The following is a 15,684-nucleotide window of genomic DNA, read 5'->3' as shown; positions in this document are numbered from 1 at the left end:
GATAGTTTCAGTTGCCCCGGTCGCGCCCGCTGCTGACCTCTTCCGGAACATCTTCGCCCGAGGTGCGCTTGCGAAACAGCGCCGCCCGGGCCAGCAACAGGGTGGTGACCGGCACGGTGATCGACAGCAGGATCGGGATCAGCCAGGCATGCAGCACCGGGCTTTGCTTGAGTTCTGAAAAGTACAGGATCGACGCCAGTGCCACGCACCAGGCACCGATGGTCGAGGCCAGCGCGGGCGGGTGCATGCGTTGGAAGTAATCTTTCAGCCGCACCAAGCCGATCGCGCCGATCAGGGCGAACAGGCTGCCGACAAGCAGCAGCGCCGAAACGGTGAGCTCCAGCCAGAACGGCAACACCAGGGTTTCGCTCATTCGATCACCTCGCCTCGCAGCAGGAATTTGGCCAGGGCGAACGAGCCGACGAAGCCGAACAGGGCAATCAGCAGGGCGCCTTCGAAGTAGGTGTCGCTGGCGTAGCGGATGCCCAGCACCAGCATCATCAGCATGGCCAGGATGTACAGGTAGTCCAGCGCCAGCACCCGGTCCTGGGCGGAGGGGCCGCGGAACAGTCGGATCAGTGCCAGGCCCATGGCCAAGGCAAAGATGAACAGGCTGGCGAGGACGGCGTTGGCAAGCAGGCCGCTCATTCGAAAATCTCCATCAGCGGGCGTTCGTAGGTGCGCTTGAAGTGCTCGATGAACGCCGCTTCGTCGTCCAGATCAAACACGTGCAGCAACAGTACGCTGCGGTCCAGGGCCAGCTCCGACCAGACCGTGCCCGGTACCACCGTGGTGATCATCGACAGTGCCGCCAGGCCGTGGGCATCGCGCAGCGCCAGCGGGATATGGACGAAGGCCGAGCGTGGCGGGGTGCTGCCGGCACGCAGCACGCCACGGGCCACCAGCAGGTTGGAGACGATCACATCGATGCCCACCCGGCCGATCAGCCGTGCGACCACCAACGGCCGGCGAATGTGGGCATGCTGCGGACGCAGGGGCGCCATCAGGATCGGTGCAAGGATGCCCAGCGCGGCCCCCAGCAGCAGGTTGCCCGGGCTGACCGACAGGTTCAGCAGCAGCCACAGGACAAACAGCGAAAGCGAAAGCAGCGGTGCAGGGAACAGTCGGTTCATGGCTGCACCTGCGCATTCAGGGTGGTTGGGCCAGGCACTGGCCGGGTGGCCATGACGGCCTGGATGTAGGCGTCGGGGGCCTGCAGGCTGGCTGCGGTGTCCTGGGTGTAGCGCAGCAGCGGTTCTGCCTTGAAGCTGAGGAAAATGCTCAGGCCCAGCAGGATGACGATGGGCAGGCATTCATAGCGGCGCAGCAAGGGTGACTGGCGCTCCTCGGGCTTCCAGAAACGCTGAATGCCGACCCGGCCAAAGGCGATCAGTGAAGCCATGCCGGACAGAATCAACAGGGTGACCAGCGTCCAGCCGGCGGTGCCCAACGGCTGCCCCGGTGCGACACCCAGCCCTTGCGGGTTGAACAGCGCGCTGATCAGGTTGAGTTTGCCGATGAACCCCGACAGCGGCGGCATGCCGATGATCAGCAGGGCGCAGGCGATGAAGCACAGGCCAAGGAAGGCCATGGTCCAGGGGATGATCTGGCCGATCACCGCCTTCTGTTCATCGTCCAGGTTGATGCCCTTGGGCGGGTGCAGCGACTCCAGCGGCGAAGGCATCGCATCCTCCTCTTCGTCCAGCGGCGCCTCGTTGGCCGAACGCGAGCGCTCGACCAGTTCGGCCAGCAGGAACAGCGTGCACAGGGCCAGGGTGGAGCTGACCAGGTAGAACAGCGCGGCGCCGGTCAGTACCGGTTGACCGAAGCCGATGGCGGCCATCAGTGTGCCGGCCGACACCAGGATGCTCAGCGCCGCCAGCCGCTCCAGGCGCTGGGCGGCAAGGATCGACGCTGCAGCCACTGCCAGCGTCGCCAGGCCGCCATACACCAGCCACTCGCCGCCGAAGTTCGCCGAGGCGCCGGCCTGCCCGGAGAACAGCAGGCTCCACAGGCGCAGCACGGCATACAGCCCGACCTTGGTCATGATCGCGAACAGCGCCGCCACGGGGGCGCTGGCCGAGGAGTAGGCCGGTACCAGCCAGAAGTTCAACGGCCAGATCCCGGCCTTGGCCAGGAAGGCCATGGCGAGAATGGCAGCGCCCGCATGCAGCAGGCCGCGATCAGCTTCTGGCACCAGCGGCACCTTGAGCGCCAGGTCGGCCATGTTCAGGGTGCCGGTGACGCCATAAAGCATGGCGGCGCCAACCAGGAACAGCGACGAGGCAAACAGGTTGATGGCGATGTAATGCAGCCCGGCCCGCACTCGCGCGCGCCCCGAACCATGCAGCAGCAGGCCGTAGGAGGCCGCCAGCAGCACCTCGAAGAACACGAACAGGTTGAACAGGTCGGCGGTCAGGAAGGCGCCGTACAGGCCCATCAGCTGGATCTGGAACAGGGCGTGGAAGCTGGCCCCGGCGCTGTCCCAGCGGGCCCGGGCGAACAACAGCGCGCTGCTGCCGACGATACCGGTCAATACCAGCAGCAGCGCCGACAGGTGGTCCACCACCAGGGCGATGCCGAACGGCGCCGGCCAGTTGCCCGGCAGGTACACGCCAATGGACTCGGCCTGGCCCTGGGTGCGCACCCACATCAGCAGGCTGACGGCGATGGCAAGGCCTGTGAAGGTCGACAGCAGGTTCAGCCGCGCCTTCAGCCAGCGGTGCTTCTCGCCGATCAGCAGCATCAGCGCCGCGGTCACCAGCGGCAGCAGGATCGGCGCGATGATCAATTGGTTCATCCCACTCATTCGTCACGCTCCCGACCGTCCACATGGTCGGTGCCGGTCAGACCACGCGAGGCCAGCAGTACCACGAGGAACAGTGCGGTCATGGCGAAGCTGATGACGATGGCGGTGAGCACCAGCGCCTGGGGCAGCGGGTCGGTGTAGTGCAACAGGTCCTGGGTGACGCCGTCCTTGATGATCGGCTCCTTGCCGATGAACAGGCTGCCCATGCTGAAGATGAACAGGTTGACCCCGTAGGACAGCAGGCACAGGCCCATGATCACCTGGTAGGTGCGCGGGCGCAGGATCAACCACACCCCCGAGGCGGCCAGCACGCCGATGGCGACTGCAATGACTTCTTCCATCAGGCGGCTCCTGCTTGGCTGGTTTTGCCGGGATTGCCCGGGCGATAGGCACGCACCGACTGGTGCGCCAGCGCGGTGAGGATGAGCAGTGTCGAGCCGACCACCACGGTGAATACGCCGATGTCGAAGAACAACGCGCTGGCCACGTGCACGTCACCCAGCAGCGGCAGGTGCAGATGGGCGGTGTGGGTGGTCAGGAACGGGTAGCCCAGGCCGATGGCGCCCGCCCCGGTGAGGGTGGCGCAAAGCAGGCCGGTGCCCATCCAGCGCAGCGGACGCAGGCTCATCTGCGCCTCCACCCATTGAGTGCCGGCGACCATGTACTGCAGGATGAACGCCACGGACATGACCAGGCCGGCGACAAAACCGCCGCCCGGCTGGTTGTGGCCACGCATGAACAGGTACATCGACACCAGCAGTGCGATCGGCAGCAGCAGACGCACCAGGGCGGCCGGCACCATCATGAAGCCCAGCGCGGTGTCGGTGGCGTGACGCGGGTTGACCAGGTCGGTGACCACGTCCGGCGCCAGCTGGCGCTGCTGGGCAGGCAGCTGCATGCTCTCCTTGGGCGGGCGGAAGCGGCGCAGCAGGGCGAACACGGTGAGTGCCACGGCCACCAGCACGGTGATCTCGCCGAGGGTGTCGAAGCCGCGGAAGTCCACCAGCATCACGTTGACCACATTGGTGCCACCGCCTTGCGGCAGGGCCCGGCTGAGGTAGAACGAGGAGATGTCGTTGGGCGTGGGGCGGGTGAGCATGGCGTACGACAACAGCGCCATGCCGCCACCGACCAGCACCGCCAGCACCAGGTCGCGCAGGCGACGCAGGCGTGCGCGGTCCTGGCTGCCGGGCAGTGGCGATACGCCTTCGATACGCCGGGGCAGCCAGCGCAGGCCGAGCAGCAGCAGGACGGTGGTCACCACCTCGACCGCCAATTGCGTGAGTGCAAGGTCGGGGGCGGAGAACCAGACGAAAGTGATGCAGGTCATCAGGCCGCAGACGCTGACCATGATCAGCGCCGCGAGGCGGTGGTACTTGGCCTGGTAGGCGGCGCCGATGGCGCAGGCGATGGCGATCAGCCACAGTGCGACGAACACCCCTGAACCGGGGATTTTCGGCCGGTCGCCCCAGCTCAGGCCGTTGTACAGCAAGGGCATGAGGCCAGCGATGAAGGCCGCCAGCACCAGCATGAACAGTTGGGTCTGCAGGCGGCGGGTGGTCAGCAACCGCTCGATGTGCCGGGCCAGCAACATCAGGTGCACCAGGCCCTGCTCGAACAGGCGCTTGCCGTTGAAACGGCCGATCAGCGGTGGCTTGGCGAAGCGGCCACGTTGTAATTGCTTGCGCAGCAGCAGGTAGAGGAGGATGCCGCCGCACATGGCGATCAGGCTCATCATCAGCGGTGCGTTCCAGCCGTGCCAGACGGCCAGGCTGTACTCCGGCAGGGTGCCACCGACCACTGGCAGGGCGGCGGCGGCCAGCAGCGGGCCGACCGATTGCGCCGGGAAGATGCCGACCACCAGGCAGGTGAGCACCAGCAGCTCGACCGGTGCGCGCATCCAGCGCGGTGGCTCGTGGGGCGTGTGCGGCAGGTCCTCTGCCTTAGGCCCGAAGAACACGTCGACGGTGAAGCGCAGCGCATAGGCCACGCTGAAGGTGCCGGCCAGGGTGGCGATCACCGGCAGGGCGGCCTCGACCCAAGCGGTTGAACTGATGAACACGGTCTCGGCGAAGAACATTTCCTTGGACAGGAAGCCGTTCATCAACGGCACGCCGGCCATCGAGGCGCTGGCGACCATCGCCAGGGTGGCGGTGAACGGCACCATGCGGAACAGGCCGCTCAAGCGGCGGATGTCACGGGTGCCGCTTTCGTGGTCGATGATCCCGGCGGCCATGAACAGCGAGGCTTTGAAGGTGGCGTGGTTGAGAATGTGGAACACCGCGGCCACTGCGGCCAGCGGGCTGTTCAGGCCCAGCAGCAGGGTGATCAGGCCCAGGTGGCTGATGGTCGAGTAGGCCAGCAGGCCCTTGAGGTCGTTCTGGAACATCGCGGCGAAGGCGCCGAGCAACAGGGTGGCGGCGCCGGCACCGCCGACGATCCAGAACCATTCTTCGCTGCCCGACAGCACCGGCCATAGCCGGGCCAACAGAAACACCCCGGCCTTGACCATGGTCGCCGAGTGCAGGTAAGCCGAGACCGGGGTGGGCGCCGCCATGGCGTGGGGCAGCCAGAACTGGAAGGGAAATTGCGCGCTCTTGCTCAGGGCGCCGATCAGGATCAGGGGCAGCAGCACCGGGTACAGCGCATGCTGGCGGATGGTGTCGCCGGCAGCCAGGACCTTGTCCAGGTCGTAGCTGCCGACCACATGGCCGAGCAGCAGGGCCCCGACCAGCAGGCACAAGCCGCCGGCACCGGTGACCATCAGCGCCATGTAGGCGCCGCGGCGGGCGTCGGCGCGGTGGTGCCAGTAGCCGATCAGCAGGAAGGAGAACAGGCTGGTGAGTTCCCAGAAGAACACCAGCTGGATCAGGTTGCCGGAAATCACCAGGCCGAGCATGGCGCCCATGAACGCCAGGAAGAAGGCGAAGAAGCGCGGCACCGGGTCCTGGGGCGACATGTAGTAGCGCGCGTAGAGCGACACCAGGGTGCCGATGCCCAGCACCAGCAAGCTGAACAGCCAGGCGAAGCCGTCCATGCGCAGCACCAGGTTCATGCCCAGGCTGGGCAGCCACAGCAGATCCTCGCGAATGACGCCGCCGTCGGCGATCTGGGGGTACAGCAACGCCACCTGGACGGTGCCGACCAGGGCGACGAGCCCGGCGAGAATGGACTCTGCGTTGCGTGCGTTGTGCGGCAGGACAGCCGCCAGGCAACTGCCAACGAAGGGCAGAAGCAATAGCACAATCAATGACATAGCGTTCTGTTCTGAGAAGTTTGCCAAGGATCATACGTGCCGGGGTGTGTATCACCAACACGCAAGCGGTTGCAGGATCCTACAAATGTGCTGTGACAAGCTGTTTTTTTATAACAGTTCTTTACAAAGCATAGCGGGTGTTGGCCGCATCACAGCCCGGCTTCACGTTGACGCTCGTCATCGTCCTGCAATGCGGTGGCCTCGTCGCTGCGCCGGATCTTCAGCTCGCTTACCACCACCGCCAGCACGATCAGCAGCCCGCCGATCAGCGCTACCCCCGGCAGGCGCTCGCCGGCAATGCGCCCGACAACGCCGGCCCACACCGGCTCGCCGGCATAGATCAAGGTGGCGCGGGTGGGCGAAACCGACTGCTGCGCCCAGTTCATCGCCACCTGGATCACCGCGCTCATGGCACCCAGGCCTACGGCGCTGACCAGCAGCAACCAGGAGAAGTCGGGGAGCGGCTCCTGGGTCGGCACGATCATCAGGAATGCCAGCGCCGAGGCAGTCGCCAGTTGCACCACGGTGACCCGGCGCACATCGACCTTGCCGGCATAACGGCTGATCAGGATGATCTCGCCGGCAATCGCCACGGCGCTGACCAGCGTCACCAGCTCGCCTTCGCTGAAGTGCAAGCTGCCGCCTTCGGGGCCGGCCAGCAGCATCAGGCCGGCGAAGGCCAGGCAGATGCCCAGGCTCGGCATCAGCCCTGGGCGGCGCCCCAGCACCAGCCATTGCAGCAGTGGCACGAAGGGCACGTACAGCGCGGTGATGAACGCCGACTGGCTGCTGCTGATGGTCTGCAGGCCCATGGTCTGCAAGCCGTAGCCGAGCATGATCGACACGCCGATGAGCATGCCGGCCTTGAGTTCGGTGAAGGTCAGCCCAGGCAGCGAACGCGCCGACACCAGGCCGACGAACAACGCGGCGGCGGCGAAGCGCAGGCCGACGAAGAACATCGGCCCGCTGACGCTCATGACCGTATGCACGATCAGGAAGGTGCCACCCCAGAGCATGGTGATGAATACCAGCACCAACTCGGCCTTGCTCAGGCGGAAGGAGGCGGCGGGCTTGCTGTAGGTGGCTTGGTTCATGGGCTTGCGTGCTCGGCAGGGGCGGCGCACAATCCGCCGCAAAGTGGGCAGTATACTGCGCAACCCCTGTTAGTGAGCAATATAGTGCACAAAGAAACCGAACACCGTGCCTCGGTGTTGCAGCATGTCAGCCAGAATGTTCGCCGCCTGCGGGGCGACGCCGGCCTCAGCCAGGCGGCCCTGGCCGAGCGTTCCGGGGTCAGCCGGCGAATGCTGGTGGCCATCGAGGCCGGCGAGAAGAATGTCAGCCTGACCACCCTCGACCTGATTGCCGAGGCGTTGGGTGTGGCTTTCAGCACGCTGATCCAGGCGCCCGACCAACGCGACCCGAGCCGCATCGACGAGTTGGCCTGGGCCGGTGAACACCCCGGTAGCCGGGCGGTGCTGCTGGGCAGCAGCCCGGCCCGGCGCGAGGCAGAGCTGTGGGAGTGGACCCTGGCGCCCGGCGAGTGCTACACCAGCGAGGCCGACGCGGCGGGTTGGAGCGAACAGATCTACGTCGCCGAAGGGCAGCTGACGCTGGTCATTGAAGGCGTCGAGCACCACCTGATGACCGGCCAGTTCCATGTGTTCCCCAGCAACTGCCGCTATGCCTATCGCAACGATGGCCAACTGGCCGTGCGCTTCGTGCGCAATGTGGTGATCTGAGCGGTCAACCCTTGAGCAGTTCGTCGGTGCTGACCACCTTGGCGTAGGCGAAGGCCAGTGCGGCCATCGCCGAGGCGTGCACCTCGGCGGCTGGCACCTGCTTGCCGTCGAAGGCCAGTGGCAGGGTGGCGCAGGCGTCATGGGCCACGGTGACGTCATAGCCGTAGTCTGCGGCCGCCCGGGTGGCGGCATCGACACACATATGGCTCATGCTGCCGGCGATGGTCAGCGCCTTGACATCGTGTTGGTCGAGCAGCGCCTTCAGGTTGGTGTCGCGGAAGCTGTTGACCTTGTGCTTGAGCACCACGGCCTCGTTGTTGGCAGGTTCGACCTTGTGATGAATCCGTGCGCCGGCCGAGCCTGGGGTGAAGAAGGGGGCGTCGCTGCTGTCGAACTCGTGACGCACGTGAACCACCAGGTCGCCCCGTTTACGCGCAGCGTCAAGCAGCCGGGCGGCGTTGTCGGCGGCAGCCTCGGCGCCGTCGAGGGTCCATTTACCACCCGGGAAGTAGTCGTTCTGGATGTCGATGATGATCAGTGCCTGCTTGCTCATGGTGCCTCCTTCGGCAGTAGTGATGAACTGCTGATAGTTATAGGCTTGAACGATCGGATCGAGGATTGGCGCGAGCGACACAATGACGGCAAAAACTGACAGCCTGGAAATTGGCGTGCTGCTGTACCCAGGTGCCCAGAGTGCGGCGGTGCATGGTTTGACCGACCTGTTCACGGTGGCCAACCGGGTGGCGGCCGAACTGGGTGAACACCAGTTGCCGCTGCTGCGTGTCAGCCACTGGCAGCTCGATGCCGCTGGGCAACTGCAGGTCATTCACGACAGCCTGCCGCAGGCCGGGCATGCACCACGGGCTATGTTGATTCCCCCCAGCCTTGCTGCGACGCCTTCCGGCGAACTGCTGGCCGCTCATCGCCCCGCACTCTGCGACTTGCATGGCCAGGGGACGGTGCTGGCCTCGGTGTGCATCGGGGTGTTCCTGATAGCGGGCAGCGGCCTGCTCGACGGGCGTTCGGCCTGCACCCACTGGAACTACGCCCAGGCCCTGAGCGAGCGCTTCCCCAAAGTGCGTGTGGCGACCAGCCAGCCACTGCTGGACGATGGCGATATCGTCACGTCCGCTGGTCTGATGGCCTGGACCGACCTGGGGCTGCACCTGATCGAGCGCTTCCTTGGCCACACCCTGGCCCGTGAGACCGCACGCTACCTGGCGGTGGAGCCGGCACCGGCGCCTGTGCCGGGGGCGCTGTTCACCCCGCGGCTGGAACATGGCGACGAGGCGGTGCTGCGGGTGCAGCATTGGTTGCAGGGCGAGCAGGCTCGCGTCGCCGGCCTGGCCGACATGGCCCGCTGTGCCGGGCTTGAACCGCGCACTTTCCTGCGACGCTTTCGCGCCGCCACCGGCCTGCGGCCCACCGAGTATGCCCAGCAAGTGCGGGTTGGCCGCGCCTGTCGGCTGCTGGAGTTCACCCGGCGCAGTGTCGACCAGATCGCCTGGGGCGTCGGCTATCAGGACCCCGGCGCCTTTCGCAAGGTGTTCCAGCGCCTCACCGGTATGACCCCCAGTGATTACCGGCGGCGGTTTTCGGTTGGCAGTGAGTGAGGATCAGCCGACCCTGCTTGTTGCGCGGTGGCACGCCGTTCCGGGGAGGGCGCCTTAAACGAGAAAGTCCTTGACCTTGAGTTAACTGGAGGTTTTAACCTGCGCGCCAATAGGCTGCTAGTGGCCCAAGCAAGGAGACAGTCCATGGTGCTAAATGCCCATTCCCTGTGGTTCACCCAGATGATCGAATACGACGTCCCGCCCGGGCATCAGCAGCCGCTGGCCCAGGCCCTGGTTGTGCGCAGCGAGCAATTGGCGCAACGCTGTGACGGTTTGCAGGGCGTCAGCATCCAGGCCAGTGATGACGGCTGTCGGGTGCTCCAATACCTGCAATGGCAGTCGCGGGTTGCATGGGCGGCCGCCGCTAGCAGCTTCGTCGAGGAGCCGTTCCTCGAGCTGTTGCGTCAGCACCAGGCCCGCAGCGTTAACTTCGCGGCCTACCAGACCTTGCGCAGCCTGGTGCGCGGTGCGGATGGCGGCCTTCACTGCCAGGTCGGCGAGGCTCAGGCGTACCAGGGCGCGTAATGTGGGTAGCGGTCCAGGCGCGCGCCGATGACCATCTCGCTGACCCATGCGCTCAGCATCGCGCTGTAGGCTTTCTGGCTCTCTTCGCTCGATAGCGCGTGATCGGCGCCATCGACGGTGCGGTGAGTCAGCGAATGTGCGCTGACGAACGCCGAGCGGTAGCTCATCAGGGTGCTGTGCGGTACATAGTCGTCCTGTTCGGACTCCACCAGCAGCACATCGCCGGCGAATTCCGCGCAGGCGGCAAGGGCGCTGTTGTCGGCCGGGCTCAAGGCGCGCAGGCGATAGGCGTTGAGGCGTTGACGGTCCAGTGCCTGCTTGGGGCTGTTCCATTCATCGTCCCAGTACAGTGCCGGCACCCTCAGCGCCAACCATTTCACCGCTCGGTGGCGGGTGAGCAGGGTAGCCAGGTAGCCGCCATAACTGCTGCCGATGACGGCCATGGCGGCGGGGTCGACGGCGGGGTGGTTGGCGAGGCGGTCGTAGGCGGCCAGCAGGTCGGCGAGGTTCTGCTCGCGGGTGACGGTCAGGCGCTGGCTTTGCGTCTTCTCGTGGCCGCGCAGGTCGAAGGTCATGCACACGCAACCCAGCCCGGTAATCTGTCGGGCCCGCGCCAGGTCGCGCTGCTGGCTGCCACCCCAGCCGTGGACGAAGAGGATGCCCGGCATCTTGCTGCCGGGGCTGACCAAGGTGCCGGCGATGCATTCACCTTCGACGGCCAGTTCGATGGTTTCACTTTCGATGGTCATGGTCGCGGATCCGTGCATATTTGCTGAGTTGTCCCAGTTCACTGTCATGCCCCTGATAGAAGAGCGTGGCGTCGGCCGGAAGTTGGGCTTCGCCGAACACTTCGTGGGTTGATGCGCGCACTTGTTGCAGGGCCGGGTCGTCGGCGAAGGCCTGCAACGCGAGAATCTCCGCGCTGCTGGCCCCGCCTGGGCGCCACGATTGCTCCAGCACGCCGCTGCGCAGGTGGCCGTGCGGGTCGGTGCCGCGGGCGATGTCGTAGTTGCGTCGCGAGGCGATGAAGCCAGGGAAGTGGCGTTCGGCAGCCTGCTCGTAGGCCATGGCCTGGTTGATGGCCAGCCGCAGATGGTCTTCCAGCGGCAACTGCAGCAGTTGCTGGTAGTCGCCGCGCACTACGTGCAGGTCGGAGCCACCGTACACCTCGGTGCCGGCGTGGTCGTGGGTGAGCTGCTGTGTGCCGTGGTAGCTCAGGGTGAGCCCGGCCACACGAACCTGGCCGACGCTGAAGGTCTCGACGTCGCTCAGGTCTTCTTCCAGCACCAGGCCCCATACGGCGAGCTGTTGCTCGTCCATCGGCTGCAGCAGTGTTTCCAATGCTTCAAGCCGGGTGATGACCTGTTGGCCACGACCGGCGCAGGCCAGCACTGGCTTGATGCGAATTCGGCCTTCGGCAAGTAGCAAGTCGGCGGCACGGCGCGCGTCGTTCTTGCTGAAGACTGTGTAGCCCCGCAGCAAGGCGTTGCTGGCATCCTGGGCGAACGCATTGGTCCAGCCCGGCGGGAAGCTTGCCCCGGCGGGCAGGGGATGGGAGATGGCCTTGGTGGCCATGTAGGGGTGGCTGACCAAACCGCCGAACAAGTCGCGTTCGCTGTGGATGCCCAGTGGTGCGTAGCGTGCCGGGTCGATCAGGGTGTCGGTGGCCAGGTAATAGTAGTGGGCATGCTCGGTTGGTGGCTGGTCGAGTTGGGCTCGCGGCAGGTTCAGCAACTGTGCAAGGCAGTCGGCCAGCTTGAGCTGGACGGCGTGTTCGTGGTCCGAAGTGTGCTCGCGGGTGTCGAGCAGTGCGACAGCGGTTTTCGGCTCGCGGGAGTGGGGCATGGGGGCCTCGCGTGCACTGAAGTGTGTATGGGCTGTGAAGGCATCTGCGGGGTAAAGTTCAGCGGGATTGATCGGCGGTTTGCACGGCGCATGGGGCAATCCTGGCCCTGTTCCGGTCTTGAAGATTGCGGGCGGTGGCCGCCTGTTCCATTATCGATGGCCTGGATCAGTCGAGATGTGTCCGCAGGAGTGCGCATGAACAGTCAGTCCCCCCTTCAGGAATCCGTACCGGCGCGTCTGGCCCGAGTGCGTCAGGTCATGGCCCGCGAGGGGGTCGATGCCCTTTTGGTACCTTCCGCCGACCCGCATTTGTCCGAATACCTGCCGGGCCATTGGCAGGGGCGGCAATGGTTGTCCGGTTTCTACGGTTCGGTGGGCACGCTGGTGGTGACTGCGGACTTCGCCGGGGTGTGGGCTGACAGCCGTTATTGGGAGCAGGCGGATAAAGAGCTGGCGGGTAGCGGTATCGAACTGATGAAGCTGCGGCCCGGGCAGCCGGGGGCGCTTGAGTGGTTGGGCGAGCATGTTCAGGGCACGGTTGCCGTGGACGGCGCGGTGATGGCTTTGGCTTCGGCGCGTCAACTGAACGAGCGCTTGCAGGCCCGAGGTGTGAGCCTGCGAACCGATCTTGATTTGTTTGAGCTGGTCTGGACTGACCGGCCGCCCTTGCCGGGTAATCCGGTGTACCAGCACTTGGCGCCGCACGCCACGGTCAATCGTGCGCAAAAGCTTGCCGAGCTGCGTCGCACGCTGCAGGACAAGGGCGCTGATTGGCATTTTATTGCCACGCTCGATGACATTGCCTGGCTGTTCAACCTGCGTGGCAGCGATGTTTCCTACAATCCGGTGTTTGTCTCATTTGCATTGATCGGTCAGGACAATGCCTACCTGTTCGTAGGCAAGGACAAGGTCGATGAGCATCTGAGCCAGGTACTGAAGGCCGACCACATCGAAGTGTGCGACTACACCGAGGTGCGCAGCGCGCTGGCGGCAATCCCCGCTGAAAGCAGTTTGATGGTGGACCCGGCGCGTGTCACCTGTGGTTTGCTGGACCATCTTGCGAACGAGGTGAGGCTGATTGAAGCCATCAATCCCACGACCTTGAGCAAGTCGCGCAAGGGGGAGGGGGATCTTGTTCACATTCGCAAGGCCATGGAGCAGGACGGCGCGGCGCTGTGCGAATTCTTTGCCTGGTTCGAAGCCCATCAGGGGCAGCAGGAGATTACCGAGCTGACCATCGACGAGAAACTGAGCGAGGCGCGTGCCCGGCGGCCTGGCTTCGTATCGTTGAGCTTCTCGACCATTGCGGCCTACAACGCCAACGGTGCAATGCCCCATTACCATGCCACTCATCAATCGCATGCGATTGTTGAGGGGAATGGCCTGCTGTTGATCGATTCCGGTGGCCAGTACCTGGGTGGCACCACAGACATCACGCGGATGGTGCCCATCGGTGAGCCCAACCATGAACAGAAGGCCGATTGCACGCGGGTGCTCAAGGGCATGATCGCGCTGTCGCGGGCGAAGTTCCCGCGCGGCATTCTTTCACCTTTGCTCGACGCCATCGCGCGGGCGCCGATCTGGGCCGACCAAGTCGATTATGGGCATGGCACCGGCCATGGTGTGGGCTACTTCATGAATGTGCACGAAGGGCCGCAGGTGATTGCCTACCAGGCGGCGGCCATGCCACAGACGGCGATGCAGCCGGGGATGATCAGCTCGATCGAGCCTGGCACTTATCGACCGGGACAGTGGGGGGTGCGGATCGAGAACCTGGTGGTCAATCGCGAGGCAGGCAGCAGTGCGTTCGGTGATTTCCTCGAATTCGAAACCTTGACCTTGTGCCCGATCGATACTCGCTGCCTGTTGCGCGAAGGGCTGAGCAGCGAGGATATCGCCTGGCTCGATCGCTATCACGAGACCGTGCGGGAGCGGCTATCGCCGCTGCTCCAGGGTGATGCGCTGGAGTGGCTGAAGCAGCGCACCTCACCGATCTGACAGCAACGAAAAGGGCAGCCCGGAGGCTGCCCTTTTCATATCTACTTGCAGATCACGATCATGCTGCGGCTGGTATAGCCGGCGGGGTTGATGCCGAAGATATAGTCGCCGGGCTCTTCATCGCTGTCGCCAGAGCGGGCGATGACTTTGTAGCCTTTGCTGCTACAGGCGCTAGCGGCTTTGCTGTAGCACTTGTCCCACGACGAAGAGAGCCCCGAGCAGTTGATGTGCATGCCCTTTTTCCCCCGCTTCACCTCGGTCTTGGCAGTCGCGGCACATCCAGCAATGGCCAAGATGGCCAGGATGAGAAAAATACGTTTCATTCCTGTCCTTATGCGGGCCCGGTTACATACCTGGGCCTGTCGTCAGCGCTTCGAGTCTTCCCTGAGATTCCCCTGCGTCCTTTTGCAGCCAAGTAGATAGCGTCTTGATTATGATTTTGTGACAGCTTAATCAGCCGACGAGAGCGGTACAAGGCCAGGCATGTTTTAAATGCAAATATTTCTCAAATCAGTCGGCGGCCACGGCGGGTGCTGTTTCTCGTCTCATCGACAGTGTTGCACCGACCGATGCGGTGATGATGGCGAGGATCGCCAGCCATTGCCAGGTGGTGAGTTTCTCGCCCAGGAACAGCAAGCCTGACAGGGCACCGAATGCCGGTTCAATGCTCATCAAGGTGCCGAATGTACGTGCGGGCATGCGGGTCAGAGCGACCATTTCCAGGCTATAGGGGAGCGCTGTCGACAAAATCGCGACGCCCAGTGCCACAGGTAGCAAAGCCGGTGTGAGCAGTGCGCTGCCGGCATGGACGATGCCGATGGGGGCAACGAACAGCGCGGCGATGACCACCCCCAGTGCGGCAGTCTGGATGCCATTTTCGGCGCCCGCGCGCTGGCCATATAGAATGTAGAGCGCCCAACATACGCCTGCCCCCAGTGCATAGCCGGCACCCAACAGGTCGATGCTGGCGCCGGACTGGCCGACGGGGATCAGCAACAGCAGGCCAACTACCGCCAGGCCAATCCAGACAAAGTCCAGCGCCCGGCGCGAGGCCCATAGTGCTACGGCCAGTGGGCCGGTGAATTCGAGCGCCACGGCGATCCCCAAGGGCACGCTGCGCAGTGACATATAGAAGAGGAAATTCATTCCGCCCAAGGCCATGCCATAGATGATCACGCTGCGCAGAGTGCTGGCGTCCAATCGTGCTCGCCAGGGGCGCAGCAGCAATAGCATGATGATGCTGGCGAAGATCAGGCGCAGGGTGGTGGTACCTTGTGCGCCTACGACAGGGAACATGCTTTTGGCCAGCGAGGCGCCGGATTGGATGGAAGCCATGGCGATCAGCAGCAGGCCGATGGGGAACAGGGTGGCGGCCAGGCTGCGTTGGGGGGTGTTCATTGTAGGGGGAGGGTCCATGGTTGTACGGCGGGGTGAGCAATATAGTGCGCATTTTGCGGTGGGATGTGCAAGGGAAGGTTATCTCTTGTGCGAGCAGGGGCGTTGCGGGCTTGGTGTTACCTCTTTATTTCAGTTTCATGAAATTAAAGGTTGACGGGGTTTCAGATCCTCTTATAATGCGCCCCACTTCCAGCGACAACGGAACGAAAAACTCCTTGAAATTCAATGAGTTAAGCGAATCGAAAGCTACGGAAGCGTTTCGGTCTCACGATCGGCAGCGGTGAAAAAAGGTGGTTGACAGCAGGTTGTAACGCTGTATGATTCGCCTCCCGCTACGAGAGATCGCAGCGAGTTAAGCGGTTGAAGCTAAACGAGTTTCTCGGAAAGAACTTCAAAATAAACGCTTGACAGCAAATGAGGAAAGCGTAGAATGCGCGCCTCGGTTGAGACGAAAAGCTCTTAACCAAACGCTCTTTAACAAATTGAATCAAGCAATTC

The 15,684-nt window shown here is 64.2% G+C and carries 16 protein-coding genes; 4 read left to right on the top strand and 12 right to left on the bottom strand.

All coding sequences use genetic code 11. From position 1 onward, the window contains the following. Nucleotides 1-7 precede the first annotated feature (7 nt). The 7 genes from ABE459_RS15235 to ABE459_RS15205 all read right to left on the bottom strand — a co-directional run bounded on the left by ABE459_RS15235 (nt 8) and on the right by ABE459_RS15205 (nt 7,159). Nucleotides 8-373, bottom strand: a complete 366-nt coding sequence (locus tag ABE459_RS15235; protein WP_125464823.1) for a Na+/H+ antiporter subunit G — start codon at nt 371-373, stop codon at nt 8-10. Next, on the bottom strand, nt 370-648 hold the full coding sequence (locus tag ABE459_RS15230) for a K+/H+ antiporter subunit F (RefSeq protein WP_110994579.1): 279 nt from the start codon (nt 646-648) through the stop codon (nt 370-372). The genes ABE459_RS15235 and ABE459_RS15230 overlap by 4 nt, the downstream gene beginning before the upstream one ends. Continuing rightward, nucleotides 645-1,133: a Na+/H+ antiporter subunit E gene (locus ABE459_RS15225; protein ID WP_125464822.1), complete on the bottom strand. Its 489-nt coding sequence runs from the start codon at nt 1,131-1,133 to the stop codon at nt 645-647. The genes ABE459_RS15230 and ABE459_RS15225 overlap by 4 nt, the downstream gene beginning before the upstream one ends. Further along, on the bottom strand, nt 1,130-2,809 hold the full coding sequence (locus ABE459_RS15220) for a monovalent cation/H+ antiporter subunit D (RefSeq protein WP_323831928.1): 1,680 nt from the start codon (nt 2,807-2,809) through the stop codon (nt 1,130-1,132). The genes ABE459_RS15225 and ABE459_RS15220 overlap by 4 nt, the downstream gene beginning before the upstream one ends. Continuing rightward, a complete protein-coding gene (locus ABE459_RS15215; RefSeq protein WP_003250128.1) occupies nt 2,806-3,150 on the bottom strand; it encodes a Na+/H+ antiporter subunit C in 345 nt (114 codons plus the stop codon). Before ABE459_RS15215 ends, ABE459_RS15220 begins: the two co-directional genes overlap by 4 nt. After that, nucleotides 3,150-6,065, bottom strand: coding sequence for a monovalent cation/H+ antiporter subunit A (locus ABE459_RS15210; protein ID WP_323831947.1), 2,916 nt, complete (start codon nt 6,063-6,065; stop codon nt 3,150-3,152). The genes ABE459_RS15215 and ABE459_RS15210 overlap by 1 nt, the downstream gene beginning before the upstream one ends. A 149-nt stretch (nt 6,066-6,214) precedes the next feature. Next, a complete protein-coding gene (locus ABE459_RS15205) occupies nt 6,215-7,159 on the bottom strand; it encodes a DMT family transporter (protein ID WP_323831949.1) in 945 nt (314 codons plus the stop codon). Nucleotides 7,160-7,243: 84 nt separating this feature from the next. Between ABE459_RS15205 and ABE459_RS15200 the strand changes: the two genes are divergently transcribed. Next, entirely contained in the window at nt 7,244-7,807 is a 564-nt protein-coding gene (locus ABE459_RS15200; protein ID WP_125464818.1) for an XRE family transcriptional regulator, read from the top strand. Nucleotides 7,808-7,811: 4 nt separating this feature from the next. Here ABE459_RS15200 and ABE459_RS15195 read toward each other — a convergent pair whose 3' ends face one another. Beyond that, on the bottom strand, nt 7,812-8,360 hold the full coding sequence (locus ABE459_RS15195; protein WP_323831951.1) for a cysteine hydrolase family protein: 549 nt from the start codon (nt 8,358-8,360) through the stop codon (nt 7,812-7,814). 82 nt (nt 8,361-8,442) lie between these two features. On the opposite strand from ABE459_RS15195, the gene ABE459_RS15190 reads away from it, so the two are divergent. Continuing rightward, a complete protein-coding gene (locus ABE459_RS15190; protein WP_323831953.1) occupies nt 8,443-9,420 on the top strand; it encodes a helix-turn-helix domain-containing protein in 978 nt (325 codons plus the stop codon). A 144-nt stretch (nt 9,421-9,564) separates the two neighbouring features. Further along, complete coding sequence (locus tag ABE459_RS15185; protein ID WP_323831955.1) at nt 9,565-9,945, top strand: antibiotic biosynthesis monooxygenase; 381 nt, start codon at nt 9,565-9,567, stop codon at nt 9,943-9,945. On the opposite strand, the gene ABE459_RS15180 is transcribed toward ABE459_RS15185, so the two are convergent. Further along, nucleotides 9,924-10,694: an alpha/beta fold hydrolase gene (locus ABE459_RS15180; RefSeq protein ID WP_125464814.1), complete on the bottom strand. Its 771-nt coding sequence runs from the start codon at nt 10,692-10,694 to the stop codon at nt 9,924-9,926. The two genes, ABE459_RS15185 and ABE459_RS15180, sit on opposite strands and share 22 nt — an antisense overlap. Beyond that, on the bottom strand, nt 10,678-11,790 hold the full coding sequence (locus ABE459_RS15175; protein WP_323831957.1) for a DUF3182 family protein: 1,113 nt from the start codon (nt 11,788-11,790) through the stop codon (nt 10,678-10,680). Before ABE459_RS15175 ends, ABE459_RS15180 begins: the two co-directional genes overlap by 17 nt. Nucleotides 11,791-11,985: 195 nt before the next feature. Here ABE459_RS15175 and ABE459_RS15170 point away from each other — a divergent pair, with 195 nt between their 5' ends. After that, nucleotides 11,986-13,788, top strand: a complete 1,803-nt coding sequence (locus ABE459_RS15170) for an aminopeptidase P family protein (RefSeq protein ID WP_323831959.1) — start codon at nt 11,986-11,988, stop codon at nt 13,786-13,788. A gap of 41 nt (nt 13,789-13,829) precedes the next feature. On the opposite strand, the gene ABE459_RS15165 is transcribed toward ABE459_RS15170, so the two are convergent. Together ABE459_RS15165 and rhtA are read right to left on the bottom strand one after the other, a co-directional pair. After that, nucleotides 13,830-14,111 carry a hypothetical protein gene (locus ABE459_RS15165; protein ID WP_125464811.1) on the bottom strand — a complete coding sequence of 94 codons (282 nt, stop codon included), beginning with the start codon at nt 14,109-14,111 and terminating at the stop codon, nt 13,830-13,832. Nucleotides 14,112-14,298: 187 nt separating this feature from the next. Next, a complete protein-coding gene (rhtA, locus tag ABE459_RS15160; RefSeq protein ID WP_125464810.1) occupies nt 14,299-15,186 on the bottom strand; it encodes a threonine/homoserine exporter RhtA in 888 nt (295 codons plus the stop codon). Between the last annotated feature and the right edge of the window lie 498 nt (nt 15,187-15,684).

The organism is Pseudomonas sp. TWI923 (genome assembly GCF_039673365.1).
GTDB lineage: Bacteria > Pseudomonadota > Gammaproteobacteria > Pseudomonadales > Pseudomonadaceae > Aquipseudomonas > Aquipseudomonas sichuanensis.
This window is presented reverse-complemented; position numbering and strand designations above follow the sequence as displayed.

What these genes read in the sequence shown, in the direction of transcription:
- ABE459_RS15220 (WP_323831928.1), bottom strand. Translation starts at nt 2,809, where the DNA reads ATGAGTGGGATGAACCAATTGATCATCGCGCCGATCCTGCTGCCGCTG.
- ABE459_RS15165 (WP_125464811.1), bottom strand. Translation starts at nt 14,111, where the DNA reads ATGAAACGTATTTTTCTCATCCTGGCCATCTTGGCCATTGCTGGATGT.
- rhtA (WP_125464810.1), bottom strand. Translation starts at nt 15,186, where the DNA reads ATGAACACCCCCCAACGCAGCCTGGCCGCCACCCTGTTCCCCATCGGC.
- ABE459_RS15180 (WP_125464814.1), bottom strand. Translation starts at nt 10,694, where the DNA reads ATGACCATCGAAAGTGAAACCATCGAACTGGCCGTCGAAGGTGAATGC.
- ABE459_RS15175 (WP_323831957.1), bottom strand. Translation starts at nt 11,790, where the DNA reads ATGCCCCACTCCCGCGAGCCGAAAACCGCTGTCGCACTGCTCGACACC.
- ABE459_RS15205 (WP_323831949.1), bottom strand. Translation starts at nt 7,159, where the DNA reads ATGAACCAAGCCACCTACAGCAAGCCCGCCGCCTCCTTCCGCCTGAGC.
- ABE459_RS15190 (WP_323831953.1), top strand. Translation starts at nt 8,443, where the DNA reads ATGACGGCAAAAACTGACAGCCTGGAAATTGGCGTGCTGCTGTACCCA.
- ABE459_RS15230 (WP_110994579.1), bottom strand. Translation starts at nt 648, where the DNA reads ATGAGCGGCCTGCTTGCCAACGCCGTCCTCGCCAGCCTGTTCATCTTT.
- ABE459_RS15225 (WP_125464822.1), bottom strand. Translation starts at nt 1,133, where the DNA reads ATGAACCGACTGTTCCCTGCACCGCTGCTTTCGCTTTCGCTGTTTGTC.
- ABE459_RS15215 (WP_003250128.1), bottom strand. Translation starts at nt 3,150, where the DNA reads ATGGAAGAAGTCATTGCAGTCGCCATCGGCGTGCTGGCCGCCTCGGGG.
- ABE459_RS15195 (WP_323831951.1), bottom strand. Translation starts at nt 8,360, where the DNA reads ATGAGCAAGCAGGCACTGATCATCATCGACATCCAGAACGACTACTTC.
- ABE459_RS15185 (WP_323831955.1), top strand. Translation starts at nt 9,565, where the DNA reads ATGGTGCTAAATGCCCATTCCCTGTGGTTCACCCAGATGATCGAATAC.
- ABE459_RS15170 (WP_323831959.1), top strand. Translation starts at nt 11,986, where the DNA reads ATGAACAGTCAGTCCCCCCTTCAGGAATCCGTACCGGCGCGTCTGGCC.
- ABE459_RS15210 (WP_323831947.1), bottom strand. Translation starts at nt 6,065, where the DNA reads ATGTCATTGATTGTGCTATTGCTTCTGCCCTTCGTTGGCAGTTGCCTG.
- ABE459_RS15235 (WP_125464823.1), bottom strand. Translation starts at nt 373, where the DNA reads ATGAGCGAAACCCTGGTGTTGCCGTTCTGGCTGGAGCTCACCGTTTCG.